Raw genomic sequence first — 13,060 nt, 5'->3', positions numbered from 1 at the left:
AATAGCTGTAAGCTAAAGACATATTAAAATTAGTCTTTTGGTCATTTAGTTTTAATCTCATTAAATATTTCCTTAAATCTATTTATTAGTTCATAAATCTCTTCTTCGTTATATGTTGCAAAACCAATTCTTATGCAATTATGATTTAATTTTTCAATATCATAACGTTGCCAGTCACCAATTTCTAATTTATAGTTTCGTGCAACCACAGAAATAGTTTCCCAAGAATAATTAGGATTCAATTTTGTCCAAACTGCCATGCCTCCTTTAGGAATTTCAAAGGCAAAAAAATCACCTAATTCATCCTTTAAAAGTTTACAAAACAAATCGCGCCTTTGCTTATAAATTTTCATCACTTTACGAATATGCCGATCCAAATCACCAGATTTTATAAAATCCGCAAAAGTTAATTCTAATAAGGCATCCCCTTGCCGGTCTACATAGCCTCTTAATTTAGAGGCTTCATCTACAAAGTCTCTAGACGCAATTAAATACCCAATTCTAAACACTGGAGCTACCGTCTTACAAACAGAACCTATGTAAACGACGTTTCCGTTGTTATCGTGACTTGCTAAAGGTAAAATCGGAGCGTGATTGTAATTAAAATCATAGTCGTAGTCATCTTCAATAATGGCAAAATTATACTGCTTCGCTAAATTCAACAGACGAATTCTTCGTTCTGCACAAAGCGTTACTGTGGTTGGATGATGATGATGCGATGTAACATAAACAGCTTTAATCTGTTGGCGTTTACATAGGTTTTCAATGTCTCTCGTAGAAAGGCCATGTTCATCTACCATAACGCGTTCTAGTTTTGCATGTTGGTTTAAAAACGTAGCATCAGCAGCTCCGTAATTGGTGTTTCCGACTACAACAATATCATCTTTTTGAAACAATAGTTGCGACGACAACCAAATGCCCATTTGGCTACCACGCGTAATCAACACATTGTCTTTAGTAATATGTAAACCCCTAGTGGTGTTTAAATAATCAACTAAAACGTCTCGCAACGTATCATTGCCATACGTAGAACCATAAGACAAATGATCGAACACGTTTTTTTTGGAACACACTCTTCTGTAGGTTCTGGCAATTTCATCAATTGGAGTTAAGCGTCCATCCGAAACTCCATCGTTTAAATACATAATGGTTCTGTCCTTTTTTGGAGCCTTTTTAGGTAAAATAGGATACTTGTAAAAAGAAAAACCCGTATTATTTTTTAAATCAGAAACTACAGCGTTGTCTAATTTTTGCTGCTCTAATACAGGCAAACTACTATGTACAAAAGTTCCTTTTTTAGGAATACTTTCTACCCAACCTTGCAGCAGCAACTCGTCATAACACGCAACAATTGTTTTTCTATGCACATCTAACTGTTCTGCCAAAGTTCTACTACCTGGTAATTTAGTATTGGGAGCTAAAGTCTGATTTTTAATTAATTGAATAATTTGATTAGATAATTGTAAATACAAGGCTTGATTGCACTCTCTATCGAATTTAATACTGGTTTTAAACGGAAACATCTGGACTATTAATAATATTTATTCTGGATGATTATGTTAGTCCACCAATATAGTATTTTTGAAGTATAAAACATACAAAATGACAAAATTAGATTTAAATCCATCAGAATTTGATGACTATTACTTAAGATATATCGATAAGTTATCTAATAAAACTGATCTTAGAAAAGGATTTGCGGATGGCGAAATAGCACTAATTGATTTTTTGAAATCCATACCTAAAGACAAATGGAGTTACCGTTATCAACCCGAAAAATGGACTATAAAAGAAGTCCTTCAACATTTAATAGATACAGAACGTATTTTTATGTATCGCTGTTTTAGAATTGCTAGGAGAGATAAAACTGCCTTAGCAGGATATGATCAAGATGTATACATAAAACCATCTGAAGCTGATAATAAGTCCATAGATGATTTATTGACTGAATTTACAGTAAATCGCAAGCACTCCATTTCATTGCTAAATAGTTTATCCGATGAAGACTTGTCTTTTGTAGGCAATTCTAGCGGATATCCTATGTCTGCAAGAGCTGCCGCTTTTACTGTTATAGGTCATGATATTTGGCATATGGAAGTCATACAAAACAACTATTTATAATATGCTAGAAATAAGACCTAATTGTGAGCATTGCAACAAAGATTTACCAAACACTTCAACTGAAGCCATGATTTGTTCATTTGAATGTACATATTGTAAAACATGTGCTCTAGAAATCTTTGAAAATGTATGTCCGAGTTGCAGTGGAAATTTTGTTGAACGTCCAATAAGACCACAAAAAGAAATCACGTTATATCCAGCTTCAACCAAACAAATATTCAAACCAAAAGATTTAGAAAAAGCAAAACTAAATTCAGATCAATTTAAAAATGTTTCACCAAAAAGAAGATAATATATGAGTCCATTTTTGATTGATTGTATTGGTTACGGAGGTTTAGTCATAAACTTATATTCAATGTCTACTAAAGGTGAATATAAGCTAAGGCTAATCTCATTAATCGCTAATGTAATTTACATTATATACGGCGTATTAATTATCGCAACTCCTATAATTGTAGGATGCACTATTGCTGTATTTCTACATGGCTACCACATAAGACGTTTACGAATTAAAAAAGAGAACTATGATTAACATAAGACTAGCCAAAGAAGCTGATACAGATGTTTTAGCACTTTTAGGAAGAGTAACATGGGCTGAATCTCATGGTCATTATATAGATGATAAGAACAATCTATTAAACTACTTAAACGCTAATTTTTCAGTTTCTAAAACGAAACAAGACATAAACAACCCAAAGCATCGTTTCTATATCATTTATGTCGATGATTTACCTGTTGGTTATGCAAAATTAGTATTAAACGAAGAACAAGAAAGTGTTGCCTCTCAAAACAATTGTCGTCTAGAACGCATCTTCATCCTCAATGAATTTATACCCTTAAAAATTGGACAACAACTTCTAACTTTTGTTGAAAAGGAAGCTAAGGCATTACAGTTAGATACGATTTGGCTTACGGTTTACATAAAAAACAAAAGAGCCATTAGATTCTATGAAAAAAATGAATTTCAAAACGTTGGAAACATAAACTTCATAGTAAGCAGAAAAAGCTATGACAATATAGTATTCTCAAAAAATATATAAACATGGAAGCCTATTCGAAATCGAAATTAAATAGAGTAAAACGCGGAAAAATTAGAGCAACTTACAATGTTGAAAAAATCAACACCATTTTAGATGCAGGATTTATTGGTTATGTAAGTTATGTCTATAAAGGCAGGGCAATTACATTACCAATGGCCTACGGGCGACAAGACAATAAAATTTATTTGCATGGCTCACAAGCCAACAGAATGTTACTCGCGTTATTAGAAGCCAAAGAAATGAGTATGACCGTTATGCATTTAGATGCCTTGGTTTTAGCACGTTCTGGCTTACATCATTCTGTAAATTATCGCTCCGCAACTTTATTTGGTTCTATTAAAAATCTCGAAGATCCAAAAGAAAAAGACGCAGCTCTTTTTTGTTTTATGGAACATATGATGAAAGGCCGTTGGGATGGTATTAGACCAATGCACAAAGAAGAATTAGAACGAACATTAGTAGTTGAAATGACCATTGAAACCGCTTCTGCAAAAATAAGAGATGTTGGAGTTGCCGACGAGCCAGAAGATTATGATTTAGACGTTTGGGCTGGTTTAGTACCTTTAAAGCAAATAGCGGAATACCCAATTGCTGATAAAGGCTTGCCTCAACAAATGGAAATTTCAAAACATGTTTTGAATTATTATGAGCAAAATAAGAACTCGCTGTAGCAGCCGTTAAACGAAAACTTATGACAGTAAGAAATAGTGAACTAACAGATGTCCCTAAAATATTTGAATTATACAGAATAGCTACGCAGTATATGAAATCAAAAAATCAAGTTTATTGGCCTGAGTTTCCGAAAGAATTAATTCTAAATGAAATAGAAGAACATAGGCAATGGAAGTTATTGATTAATGAACAAATTGCGTGTATATGGGCCACAACTCTCAATGACGAATTAATTTGGGGAAATGAAAACAATGAACCTTCCCTTTATATTCATAGAATAGCTACAAATCCTTCGTTTAGAGGTCAAAATTTAGTTAAAAAATTAATTGATTGGGCGAATGAATTTGGAAAAAATAAAAGCCTAAAATTTATTAGAATGGACACAGTCGGACTAAATAAAGGCTTAATTAGTCATTATGAAAAACTAGGTTTCAAGTTTTTAGGAACAAAAGAAATTGAAAATACCGATGGATTACCAGACCATTATAAAGAGGGAGAAGTATGTTATTTTCAAAAGAAAATAATCTGAATATCTACAGTTGTCAAAAACGTAAGTAAAACTGTAAAGCAATATGAAAATTAACTATAACAATAAAAAATTTAAACCCGTTCAAAATACTAAAAACGGAGAAACTACAGAAGAAACCATTTTTGAATATAAACAAACTGGAAACATTTTAACATCCGAATATAAAGGTGGTAAAATAGTAAATGGCCATCTCATCGGATTAGTAGATGAAAACGGAAATATAGAAATGCGTTATCATCAAGTCAACGCTAAAGGAGAATTAATGACTGGGATTTGCTTTTCAAAACCTGAAATTATGCAGAATGGAAAAATACGCCTTCATGAATCATGGGAATGGACATCAGGAGACGAATCAAAAGGTCACTCAGTAATAGATGAAATATAATACTTAAGGACAAACAAAGGCTAAACAAAGGCTAACACCAGGTAACATCGTTTGTTATAGTAAGGAGACGACGACAAATTATCATTGTGCATTAGCTACAATAACAAAAAAATGGGTGAAATAAAAATAGTAAAAGCGACTATTAATGAAAAAAAAATAGTCACAGACTTAGTTGTCGAATTATTAATTGACCTCAATAATAAAAACAATAACAATTTTATTGTAGATAAAACTAAACTTAAAAAAACAACAAGAAACTTAATTAAAAGAACCAATTACGGAGCATTTATTGCTTATGATTCAGAAAATAATCCAAAAGGGTTAATAACAGTTGCAGAATCATTTTCCATATATAATGGTGGTGACTTTGGAGTAATTACAGAATTTTATGTAGATAGAAACTCAAGGTCTAATGGAATTGGAAAATTACTATTGAATCATGTTTTTAATTTCTCGAAATCTATGAACTGGAATAAGGTTGAAGTTGGAGCTCCAAATGCCGAAGAATGGCCAAAAACTATTAAGTTTTATGAAAGAAATGGATTCAAACAAAAAGGACCGAAATTAAGAATTGATTTAAACAACTGCAGCCAACAATAAGAGATAAATAGGAAAACGAAGAAATGAAGTTGACTGTAAAAAAATACAATTACATGAGCGACCGACTAATATTCAGAAAATTAAAGGAAACAGATTGGGAATCCGTTTCCAAAATTTACCAAGAAGGACTTGATACAGGTAACGCTACTTTTGAAACCAATATTCCAGATTGGCAAGAATGGAATTCTGCACATATAAAAGAATGTAGAATTATTGCAGAAATAAACAATACAATTATTGGTTGGGCAGCATTATCACCAGTATCTTCTCGTTGTGTTTATGGAGGGGTTGCAGAAGTGAGTGTTTATGTGTCATCAAAATTTTCGGGACAGAAGATAGGAACGCAATTATTGAAAAGATTGATCTCAAAAAGTGAAGAGAATGGTATATGGACATTACAAGCTGGAATCTTCCCTGAAAATAAAGGAAGTATTATCATTCACGAAAAACTTGGATTTAGAAAAGTTGGCTATAGAGAAAAGATTGGGCAAATGAACGGAATTTGGCGTAACACAATTCTTTTAGAAAAAAGAAGTGAATCCGTAGGAATTAAATAACAAAGTAAATAGATTTATAAAAAGTTATGTTACTGATGACTATATACGGATTAAATTGAAAGATAAAATGCCTAGTACTTTTAATATTTAGAAATAGAATTAAATGTTATTAAAAAACCATAAGAATTTATGATAAAAGGACTTTACGAAACTCATTTATTTGTTGAAAATCTTGAACGCTCTATTGCGTTTTATTCAAAAACACTTGGGTTAAAGCAGTGTCGTTATGGTGCAGAACGTAGAACCGCTTTTTTTTGGATTGGAAAAGATAAGCAGTTTATGCTCGGCTTGTGGGAAAAACCAAAAGAAGAAATTGACATTCGTCATTTTGCTTTTGAGTGTGACTCAGATTGGATTCAAAACGAATCTTTGAATTATCTGAAATCTCGAGACATAAAATGTTGGAATTTTTTAAATGACGGAACAGAAGGACCAATGGTTTTTGTTTGGATGCCTGCAATATCAATTTACTTTAATGATCCAGACGGACATGAGCTAGAATTTATTGGCGTTTTAAACGGAAAAACAAAACCTGATAGTGAAAAGCGCGTGGTCACTTATGAAGAATGGTTAAGGATATAAAGATTAAGCTTTATAATTTTAGTTAATAACAACTAGTTGTGTTCACTTTAAGAAACTGAATACCTGGTATATGGTACGTACTATTATTAATATTTTTCCTACTTTTAACAAGCTATTAATAAATATCTCTCTTAACAATGAAAAAACTAACTATTCTCTTAACACTTTTAATCTTTTTCGGGTGTTCAAAAGATGATTCTAGGGCAGATGAAAATCCTGATAATCAATTAGACCCTGAAGTTGCCGAAAATGTTGTCATCATTTTAGACGATAAATCTAATCTCACAAGTTCTGAATCTGACTTAAACAGTGGCATCTATAACATAGATTTTACAAGTGAAGTGCCAGAAATAAATACTAACGACATTATTGTCGGAGACGAAGGAGAAGGATTTTTAAGAAAGGTAATTTCAGTAAGTTCCAATGGGAATAGTTTGTCTATGCAAACTACTCAAGCAACGATTGATGACGTTTTTAACAATGTAAATATTCAATTTAATACAGATATTTCGGAAAGTTCAAGAATGGCAAATCCTGTTACTCAAAAAACTCAAGTAAATTATATTCGAAAAGGTGTTAGTTTTTATAAAAATGGTTTGGGCTATAATTTTTCAAATACGGTTTTGTATGATGATGGAAATGCAACGTTTACCATAACTAATGGAAATGCAACATTTGACCCTAATTTTAGTTTCAACGCTGACTACTCATTCTTTGGTGGATTAGATTTTTTAGAATTCAAAGCTGATAATGCTAACTTAGAAATAAACTGCGATTTTGATGTAACTGTGGCTGGTAGTTTAAGCCTACCTGAATTTTCGGAAACATTACTTGATTACGATAAATACTTAACTTTTCTTGTGGCTGGTGTTCCTGTAGTAGTGGTTATAAATACGCAATTAGTTGCAGAATTAAATGCTAGCATTGATACCAATGTGACTTGGCTCTCTAGTTGGACAAATACATTTGGTGTGACCACTGGAGTTAAATACGAAAATGATAATTGGACTGGGAATTTTGATTTAACTTCTGATTTAGAACTTAATTCTATGGATTTTGGAGGACAGGTTAATATAGCACAAAACCTTACCATAACACCAAGAGCAAGTTTAAAATTCTATGGTGTTATTGGACCGTATTGCCAACCAGAACTTACGGAAGATTTTAATTTTAATGTGGCTTCACCTTCTTTAGATTGGGATGCTGAATTAAAAGCAGGATTAAATTTAACAACAGGTGTTGACATTACAATTTTTGGAAATACACTAGCTGACTTTTCATCAACAGACAGTTATGAAGAGCCTATTTGGAATGCACCAACTTCATTGACTATTGAATCAGGTAATAATCAAACAGCAGACCAAGGACAAATTCTAGACGAACCTTTAAAAGTAAAAGTTATAGATGCTTTAGATAATCCAATGCCTTTTGTCCCTGTTTATTTTTCTGTAACAGCAGGTGGTGGAAGTTTGGATGAAGAATCGGTTATAACAGATGAAAATGGATTTGCTCAAGTGTTTTGGACACTTGGTGATAATACTGATTCTCAAACAGTCGAAGTAACTGTAAAAAAAGCTGATGGAACAAATATTGAAAGTATAACAACATTTAGTGCAAACTCAGAGGAAAATGAATTTGAGTTTACAGGTAGTTATTCAGGAGAAACTACCGATTTCGTTGGAAATTGCTCGAACTCTGACAACGCTGGTGATTGGGCATTTACATTTATTGTTAATGATAATAATACGATTACATTTACTAGTACAGCACATAGCTTGTTGAATGAAATGACCACATATAGTTTTAGCAATAATAATCTTAGTTTTAGCATTGATATAGATTATGGCGGAGTACAAGATTGTGAAGACCCCAATAATGGCGGTGATTGGATTGCAACATTATCCTTTAATGGAGTATATAATCCAGATAATGATTTATTTGACGGAACATGGAGCGTGAATAATATCTTTTCCCCTCAATTTCCAGCTTGTGATATTACAAACTATTCATGTCAACAATCCATGATAATAAACTAGGTTTTTAAATATGTTTATTAGTAGAGAATAAAATTTATTTCAATTAAATAAAACTGCACACAGCAATGGCTATAAGCAATTACTTGTTCTCGCCTACTTTGAAAAGTCCACTGGAATTTTCTATCTGTCATTTGTTTGCTAACTTAGTTGCTGAACCACGCAACTAACCATACACAAACCGTTGGCATGCAATATTAGGAACACCTAAATGAAATATCTAAAGCTAACTTTATTACTAATTCTAACTTTGAGTTGTCAATATAAAAGCACTATGAAAGAACATCAGAAAAAAATAATTGAAAGTTATGTAGACTCATACAACAATTTTGACATTAATGGAATGGTAAAAAACCTGAATGATAATATTGTATTCGAAAATATTTCCAATAGTAATGTTGATTTAAGAACTGAAGGAATAAATGAATTCAAAAAGCAAGCGAAATCAGCAAAGCAATATTTCAAACAAAGGAAACAAACTATAACTTCATGGAATTTTAATAATTCGAAAGTTTCTATTAGTATTGATTACAAAGCAGTTTTGGCAATTGATTTACCAAACGGAATGAAGTCTGGAGACACATTAGAATTAAAGGGAGAGTCAGAGTTTGAATTTGAAAACGGAAAAATAAAAAGTATATCTGACAAAAGTTAATACAGTATACAACAATATTGGGTACATACAAAAAAGTAACAAATCTAAATGATTACAGAAGATTTATTAAAGCAAATAGAGTTCATTAAAGAAATTGACAAAATCAAATACATACAACGTAAGACTAAACTTTTCAATAGTGATAGAAAAGAAAACGATGCTGAACATAGTTGGCATTTAGCTATGATGGCTGTAGTTTTAAGTGACTATTCAGACCATAAAATTGATTTATTGAAAGTTATCAAAATGGTACTGATACACGATATAGTGGAGATTGACGCTGGAGACACCTTTTTGTATGATAAGGAAAAAAGTCACGATAATACCGAAGAAGAGAAGAAGTGTGCGGAAAGAATATTTGGTATTCTTCCAGAAAAACAAGCAACCGAATTTATTGAAGTTTGGTCTGAATTTGAGAACGGAACTTCTAACGAGGCAAAATTCGCCAAATCACTAGACAATCTCGAACCAATTTTACAAAATGCTTCAAATAATGGCGGAACTTGGAAAGAATTTGAAGTTGACTACGAAACAGTTTTTGAAAAGAAAAAAGTTATAAAAAAAGGTTCAGAAAAATTGTGGGATTTCACCAAAAACATTTTGAATGATAGTGTAAAAAAAGGCATATTAGCTGAATAAAATACTGTTACCAATAACGTGTATAATTAGAGAAAACGTCCAAGACAAAATGAAACAATCTTATAAACTTTATCCAATGATATTATTATTCTCTTTTTTTGGTTTATTCGGACAAAGCAAGAAAAATGAAAATACATCAGAACTGAAAAGCGGACAAATATGGAAATATAATACGCGAAAAGGAGAAGAAAAATCCAGAATCGTGATTTTAAAAGTTGAAGATTATGGAAAAAGAGGTGAAATAGTCCACATCGCTGTTAACGGATTAAAAATCAAAAATAAACATATTGAGGGCGGAATTTCGAAAGAAATTGGACACTTACCATTTGACAAAGAAGCTATTATAAAAAGTTTGACTGAATTGGAAAGCACAACTGATGAATTACCTGACTTTATGGATGGTTACCTTCAATGGAAAGAAGCATTTGACAGTGGCAAAGGCGGAGTATTTACAATAGAAGTTAAAGAAGCAGTTGATTTTGTTGACCAATCAATGAATAGATAACTACACTCAACAACGTCTATAATTAAAAATGAAGTTTGAAGAAATAATAACTGATAGATTAATTTTGAGAAAACTTACTCAAGAAAGTTTTGATTCTATCTATTCTGATATGTCTCAAGATGAGCAATTACATATTCTTGGTTTAAACTCGATTGAAAAATTATTGGAAGAAAAAGAAAAGTATAAAAAAGGTCTTTCTACACATAATAAGAAGTTCCTTTACCATCAATTAATTGATAAAAAAACAAATGTGATTATTGGCTGGTGTGGATTTCATGTTTGGTACACTGACCACAATCGAGCAGAAATAGGATATGAACTTTTTGATGACAGCTATAAAGGTCAAGGTATAATGTCTGAAGTAATAGCATTAATTGTAAATTATGGGTTTAACAAAATGAATTTAGAAAGAATAGAAGCATTTGTAAGTCCAAATAACACGCCTTCGATAAAATTGCTAAAAAGAATGAAATTCAAGCAAGAAGGTATTTTAAAACACCATTATTTTGATAATAATAAAATGGATGATTCGATAGTTTTTGCGTTATTAAAATCTGAATATAAATAACTATTGCTAACAACGAGTATAATTCATTACGTGGTTCTAGTCTACTCGGAATTTCTGTTGTTTCTAAAAAATGGACTTCTCTTTATTTGCTATCTTAGTAAAAAGCAATCAAGCCATACACAAACACATTACCCACAATTTGAAAACACAATCTGAATGACAGAAATAATTGATTTAAGTCAAGAAATTTACGAAGGAATGCCAGTTTATAAAGACCTTCCCCAAGTTAAAATGGCAGTTCACAATTCTCACGAAGAATGGAATGGGGTAAAAAATCCAAAAACAAGAACACCAGCTGTACACAAATTAGAATTGGGAGAACATACAGGAACTCATGTTGATGCAATAAATCATATGGAAATTCAGCATTTTGGAAAATCTATCGACAAAATGCCTTTATCAATGTTCTATACGGAAGGTATCTGTTTAGATTTTTCTCATAAAGGATTAAAAGAACTAATTGAACCAAACGAAATTGAATATGCTTGTAAAAAAGCCAGCTTAGAAATTAAAAAAGGAGATACTGTACTATTTTATACTGACCACTATCGAAAAAACTTTAATGGAAAAAATTGGAGTAATGGTCCTGGAATTACTGCTGATTCTGCGAGATGGCTTGGAGAAAAGAAAATATCAGCATTTGGAGTTGAAACTATGTCACCAGGCGTTCCTAGAATATCAAATAAGGAGGTTCATCATATTTGTGGAGAACTGAATTTTACACATTATGAAAATATGGTAAATCTTCATTTACTAATTGATAAAGGAAGATTCAGATTTATTGGTTTTCCATTAAAAATTAAAGGAGGAACTGGCTCGCCTGTAAGAGCTGTAGCAGTTTTTGAGAAATAAGCAAGATAAATGCAACCTAAATTTATTCAGCTAATAATGCGTCAATAAATCCTTCAAATTCGGTCTTAAAATCTTCATACTTTTTACCAGTCGCGGGTCCATTAAAACCAGTATGAATTTTACGTACTTTACCTGTTTTATCTACAAAAATTGAGGTCGGATAAGACAACACATGGTTTAGCATCGGCAACTTTTCTTGTGCTTTGGCTTTATCAGATGTTCCGTATTGAGCCAAAAGAATTGGGTAGGATATGTTTAGTTTTTCTCGCAGTCTATTAATACTATTAAATGCTTTCTCTTCAGTTTTGGCATACTCAAAAGCTAAAGCAACAATCTCTACTCCGCGTTCTGCATTAGCCTGGTAGAATTTGGTGTAGTATTTACTTTCGTCTAGGCAGTTTGGGCACCAAGTTCCCATAATCTGTACAATTACTACTTTATTTTCAAATCGCTCATCATTTAATGACACCATATTGCCGTTTTCATCTGGGAATGAAAACTCTAAGCTATCGTAGCCATCTTTTAAAAAAGTAAGGTCGTTTGCGCTCGGCAGTTCGTAAGCTTCGTTTCTCTTAGCAACAAAAGGTTCTTTCCAATGGTTACCAGAATAGAAGCTACCTTCCATTGTAGAATCTGTTACTATAGCAGTGAACAGAAAAGCATGTGCTCCATCAAAAGTTGAGAGTTTCAATTTGTTACCATCCATCACACCTTCTAAATAGCGATAATCACCAGTAGTTGTTCTAAATGTTCCTGTAACCTTATCCCCTTCCTGCTTAAAAATACCTTTCGCTATATATTCCTCTCCTTCAATGCCTTTACTAAAAACAGTTTCCCAAATACCTGTAACACTTTTATTTGCAGAATTTGACGCATAAAAGCGCTCTAATCTTTCATATTGTGCATAAAAGGGAACAACTCTATCTAAGCTCTCTTTAATAAATGTTCCTTTTATTGCAAAATCATCTTCAAAAACACCTGCAAAATAACCCTCAAACACTGGTGCTTTTATAAAAATAGAATCGTTGCGATATTCTACTTCGTCGACTTCAATAACTTCTTCAGCATTAAAGATTTTTAGTTTTGTAGGTGATTCTACTTCAAAAATAAAAGGTAATTCTTCTTTATCCTGTACTTCTAAGACCGCTCTGTACGTTCCGGTTTTTAGTGTTTCCTGTTTCTTTTCGTCAGTACAAGAAAATAGCATTATTGCTATAAGACAGGTAAATATATATCGCATTATAATCTGAGTTTTAATAATATTCGAAATAACAACAAAAACCTTACATAAAAAAGCTAATTAACCGTTTCATCAGCTTATC

18 protein-coding genes are annotated in these 13,060 nt (G+C 32.1%); 16 read left to right on the top strand and 2 right to left on the bottom strand.

Translation table 11 applies throughout. The features are described 5' to 3' along the window. Positions 1-41 precede the first annotated feature (41 nt). The gene (locus Q0822_RS13200; protein WP_299124420.1) at positions 42-1,523 is read right to left on the bottom strand and encodes a PLP-dependent aminotransferase family protein; all 1,482 of its coding nucleotides are present in this window, start codon (positions 1,521-1,523) and stop codon (positions 42-44) included. Positions 1,524-1,602: 79 nt separating this feature from the next. Between Q0822_RS13200 and Q0822_RS13195 the strand changes: the two genes are divergently transcribed. The 16 genes from Q0822_RS13195 (at position 1,603) to Q0822_RS13120 (ending at position 11,738) form a co-directional block, all read left to right on the top strand. Next, positions 1,603-2,121, top strand: coding sequence for a DinB family protein (locus tag Q0822_RS13195; protein WP_299124419.1), 519 nt, complete (start codon positions 1,603-1,605; stop codon positions 2,119-2,121). 1 nt (position 2,122) lies between these two features. Next, positions 2,123-2,413: a DUF1272 domain-containing protein gene (locus tag Q0822_RS13190; protein ID WP_299124418.1), complete on the top strand. Its 291-nt coding sequence runs from the start codon at positions 2,123-2,125 to the stop codon at positions 2,411-2,413. 3 nt (positions 2,414-2,416) lie between these two features. Continuing rightward, complete coding sequence (locus tag Q0822_RS13185; RefSeq protein ID WP_299124417.1) at positions 2,417-2,653, top strand: hypothetical protein; 237 nt, start codon at positions 2,417-2,419, stop codon at positions 2,651-2,653. Continuing rightward, positions 2,646-3,161, top strand: coding sequence for a GNAT family N-acetyltransferase (locus tag Q0822_RS13180; RefSeq protein ID WP_299124416.1), 516 nt, complete (start codon positions 2,646-2,648; stop codon positions 3,159-3,161). Before Q0822_RS13185 ends, Q0822_RS13180 begins: the two co-directional genes overlap by 8 nt. A 2-nt stretch (positions 3,162-3,163) precedes the next feature. After that, on the top strand, positions 3,164-3,832 hold the full coding sequence (locus Q0822_RS13175) for a pyridoxamine 5'-phosphate oxidase family protein (protein ID WP_299124414.1): 669 nt from the start codon (positions 3,164-3,166) through the stop codon (positions 3,830-3,832). A gap of 20 nt (positions 3,833-3,852) precedes the next feature. Then, on the top strand, positions 3,853-4,362 hold the full coding sequence (locus Q0822_RS13170) for a GNAT family N-acetyltransferase (RefSeq protein ID WP_299124412.1): 510 nt from the start codon (positions 3,853-3,855) through the stop codon (positions 4,360-4,362). Positions 4,363-4,405: 43 nt separating this feature from the next. Next, entirely contained in the window at positions 4,406-4,747 is a 342-nt protein-coding gene (locus tag Q0822_RS13165) for a n-acetylglutamate synthase (protein ID WP_299124410.1), read from the top strand. Positions 4,748-4,858: 111 nt separating this feature from the next. Continuing rightward, complete coding sequence (locus Q0822_RS13160) at positions 4,859-5,347, top strand: GNAT family N-acetyltransferase (RefSeq protein ID WP_299124408.1); 489 nt, start codon at positions 4,859-4,861, stop codon at positions 5,345-5,347. Positions 5,348-5,400: 53 nt separating this feature from the next. Beyond that, positions 5,401-5,904: a GNAT family N-acetyltransferase gene (locus tag Q0822_RS13155; protein WP_299124406.1), complete on the top strand. Its 504-nt coding sequence runs from the start codon at positions 5,401-5,403 to the stop codon at positions 5,902-5,904. 129 nt (positions 5,905-6,033) lie between these two features. Continuing rightward, a complete protein-coding gene (locus Q0822_RS13150) occupies positions 6,034-6,486 on the top strand; it encodes a VOC family protein (protein WP_299124404.1) in 453 nt (150 codons plus the stop codon). 137 nt (positions 6,487-6,623) lie between these two features. Continuing rightward, a complete protein-coding gene (locus Q0822_RS13145) occupies positions 6,624-8,522 on the top strand; it encodes a hypothetical protein (protein WP_299124402.1) in 1,899 nt (632 codons plus the stop codon). A 271-nt stretch (positions 8,523-8,793) separates the two neighbouring features. Continuing rightward, entirely contained in the window at positions 8,794-9,174 is a 381-nt protein-coding gene (locus tag Q0822_RS13140; protein ID WP_299124401.1) for a nuclear transport factor 2 family protein, read from the top strand. Positions 9,175-9,222: 48 nt separating this feature from the next. After that, complete coding sequence (locus tag Q0822_RS13135; RefSeq protein ID WP_299124399.1) at positions 9,223-9,813, top strand: HD domain-containing protein; 591 nt, start codon at positions 9,223-9,225, stop codon at positions 9,811-9,813. Between the two features lie 76 nt (positions 9,814-9,889). Next, a complete protein-coding gene (locus Q0822_RS13130) occupies positions 9,890-10,318 on the top strand; it encodes a hypothetical protein (RefSeq protein ID WP_299124397.1) in 429 nt (142 codons plus the stop codon). Between the two features lie 28 nt (positions 10,319-10,346). Continuing rightward, a complete protein-coding gene (locus tag Q0822_RS13125; RefSeq protein ID WP_299124395.1) occupies positions 10,347-10,886 on the top strand; it encodes a GNAT family protein in 540 nt (179 codons plus the stop codon). 156 nt (positions 10,887-11,042) lie between these two features. Further along, positions 11,043-11,738, top strand: coding sequence for a cyclase family protein (locus Q0822_RS13120; protein WP_299124393.1), 696 nt, complete (start codon positions 11,043-11,045; stop codon positions 11,736-11,738). A gap of 22 nt (positions 11,739-11,760) precedes the next feature. Here Q0822_RS13120 and Q0822_RS13115 read toward each other — a convergent pair whose 3' ends face one another. After that, positions 11,761-12,978 carry a TlpA disulfide reductase family protein gene (locus Q0822_RS13115; RefSeq protein WP_299124391.1) on the bottom strand — a complete coding sequence of 406 codons (1,218 nt, stop codon included), beginning with the start codon at positions 12,976-12,978 and terminating at the stop codon, positions 11,761-11,763. Positions 12,979-13,060 lie beyond the last annotated feature (82 nt).

Origin of the sequence: uncultured Winogradskyella sp. (genome assembly GCF_947496485.1) — a bacterium.
In the GTDB taxonomy this organism is placed as follows: Bacteria; Bacteroidota; Bacteroidia; order Flavobacteriales; family Flavobacteriaceae; genus Winogradskyella.
Note: the sequence above shows the minus strand (reverse complement) of the source record. Positions and strands in the feature narration are given on the sequence as shown.

What these genes read in the sequence shown, in the direction of transcription:
- Q0822_RS13200 (WP_299124420.1), bottom strand. Translation starts at nt 1,523, where the DNA reads ATGTTTCCGTTTAAAACCAGTATTAAATTCGATAGAGAGTGCAATCAA.
- Q0822_RS13195 (WP_299124419.1), top strand. Translation starts at nt 1,603, where the DNA reads ATGACAAAATTAGATTTAAATCCATCAGAATTTGATGACTATTACTTA.
- Q0822_RS13190 (WP_299124418.1), top strand. Translation starts at nt 2,123, where the DNA reads ATGCTAGAAATAAGACCTAATTGTGAGCATTGCAACAAAGATTTACCA.
- Q0822_RS13185 (WP_299124417.1), top strand. Translation starts at nt 2,417, where the DNA reads ATGAGTCCATTTTTGATTGATTGTATTGGTTACGGAGGTTTAGTCATA.
- Q0822_RS13180 (WP_299124416.1), top strand. Translation starts at nt 2,646, where the DNA reads ATGATTAACATAAGACTAGCCAAAGAAGCTGATACAGATGTTTTAGCA.
- Q0822_RS13175 (WP_299124414.1), top strand. Translation starts at nt 3,164, where the DNA reads ATGGAAGCCTATTCGAAATCGAAATTAAATAGAGTAAAACGCGGAAAA.
- Q0822_RS13170 (WP_299124412.1), top strand. Translation starts at nt 3,853, where the DNA reads ATGACAGTAAGAAATAGTGAACTAACAGATGTCCCTAAAATATTTGAA.
- Q0822_RS13165 (WP_299124410.1), top strand. Translation starts at nt 4,406, where the DNA reads ATGAAAATTAACTATAACAATAAAAAATTTAAACCCGTTCAAAATACT.
- Q0822_RS13160 (WP_299124408.1), top strand. Translation starts at nt 4,859, where the DNA reads ATGGGTGAAATAAAAATAGTAAAAGCGACTATTAATGAAAAAAAAATA.
- Q0822_RS13155 (WP_299124406.1), top strand. Translation starts at nt 5,401, where the DNA reads ATGAGCGACCGACTAATATTCAGAAAATTAAAGGAAACAGATTGGGAA.
- Q0822_RS13150 (WP_299124404.1), top strand. Translation starts at nt 6,034, where the DNA reads ATGATAAAAGGACTTTACGAAACTCATTTATTTGTTGAAAATCTTGAA.
- Q0822_RS13145 (WP_299124402.1), top strand. Translation starts at nt 6,624, where the DNA reads ATGAAAAAACTAACTATTCTCTTAACACTTTTAATCTTTTTCGGGTGT.
- Q0822_RS13140 (WP_299124401.1), top strand. Translation starts at nt 8,794, where the DNA reads ATGAAAGAACATCAGAAAAAAATAATTGAAAGTTATGTAGACTCATAC.
- Q0822_RS13135 (WP_299124399.1), top strand. Translation starts at nt 9,223, where the DNA reads ATGATTACAGAAGATTTATTAAAGCAAATAGAGTTCATTAAAGAAATT.
- Q0822_RS13130 (WP_299124397.1), top strand. Translation starts at nt 9,890, where the DNA reads ATGATATTATTATTCTCTTTTTTTGGTTTATTCGGACAAAGCAAGAAA.
- Q0822_RS13125 (WP_299124395.1), top strand. Translation starts at nt 10,347, where the DNA reads ATGAAGTTTGAAGAAATAATAACTGATAGATTAATTTTGAGAAAACTT.
- Q0822_RS13120 (WP_299124393.1), top strand. Translation starts at nt 11,043, where the DNA reads ATGACAGAAATAATTGATTTAAGTCAAGAAATTTACGAAGGAATGCCA.
- Q0822_RS13115 (WP_299124391.1), bottom strand. Translation starts at nt 12,978, where the DNA reads ATGCGATATATATTTACCTGTCTTATAGCAATAATGCTATTTTCTTGT.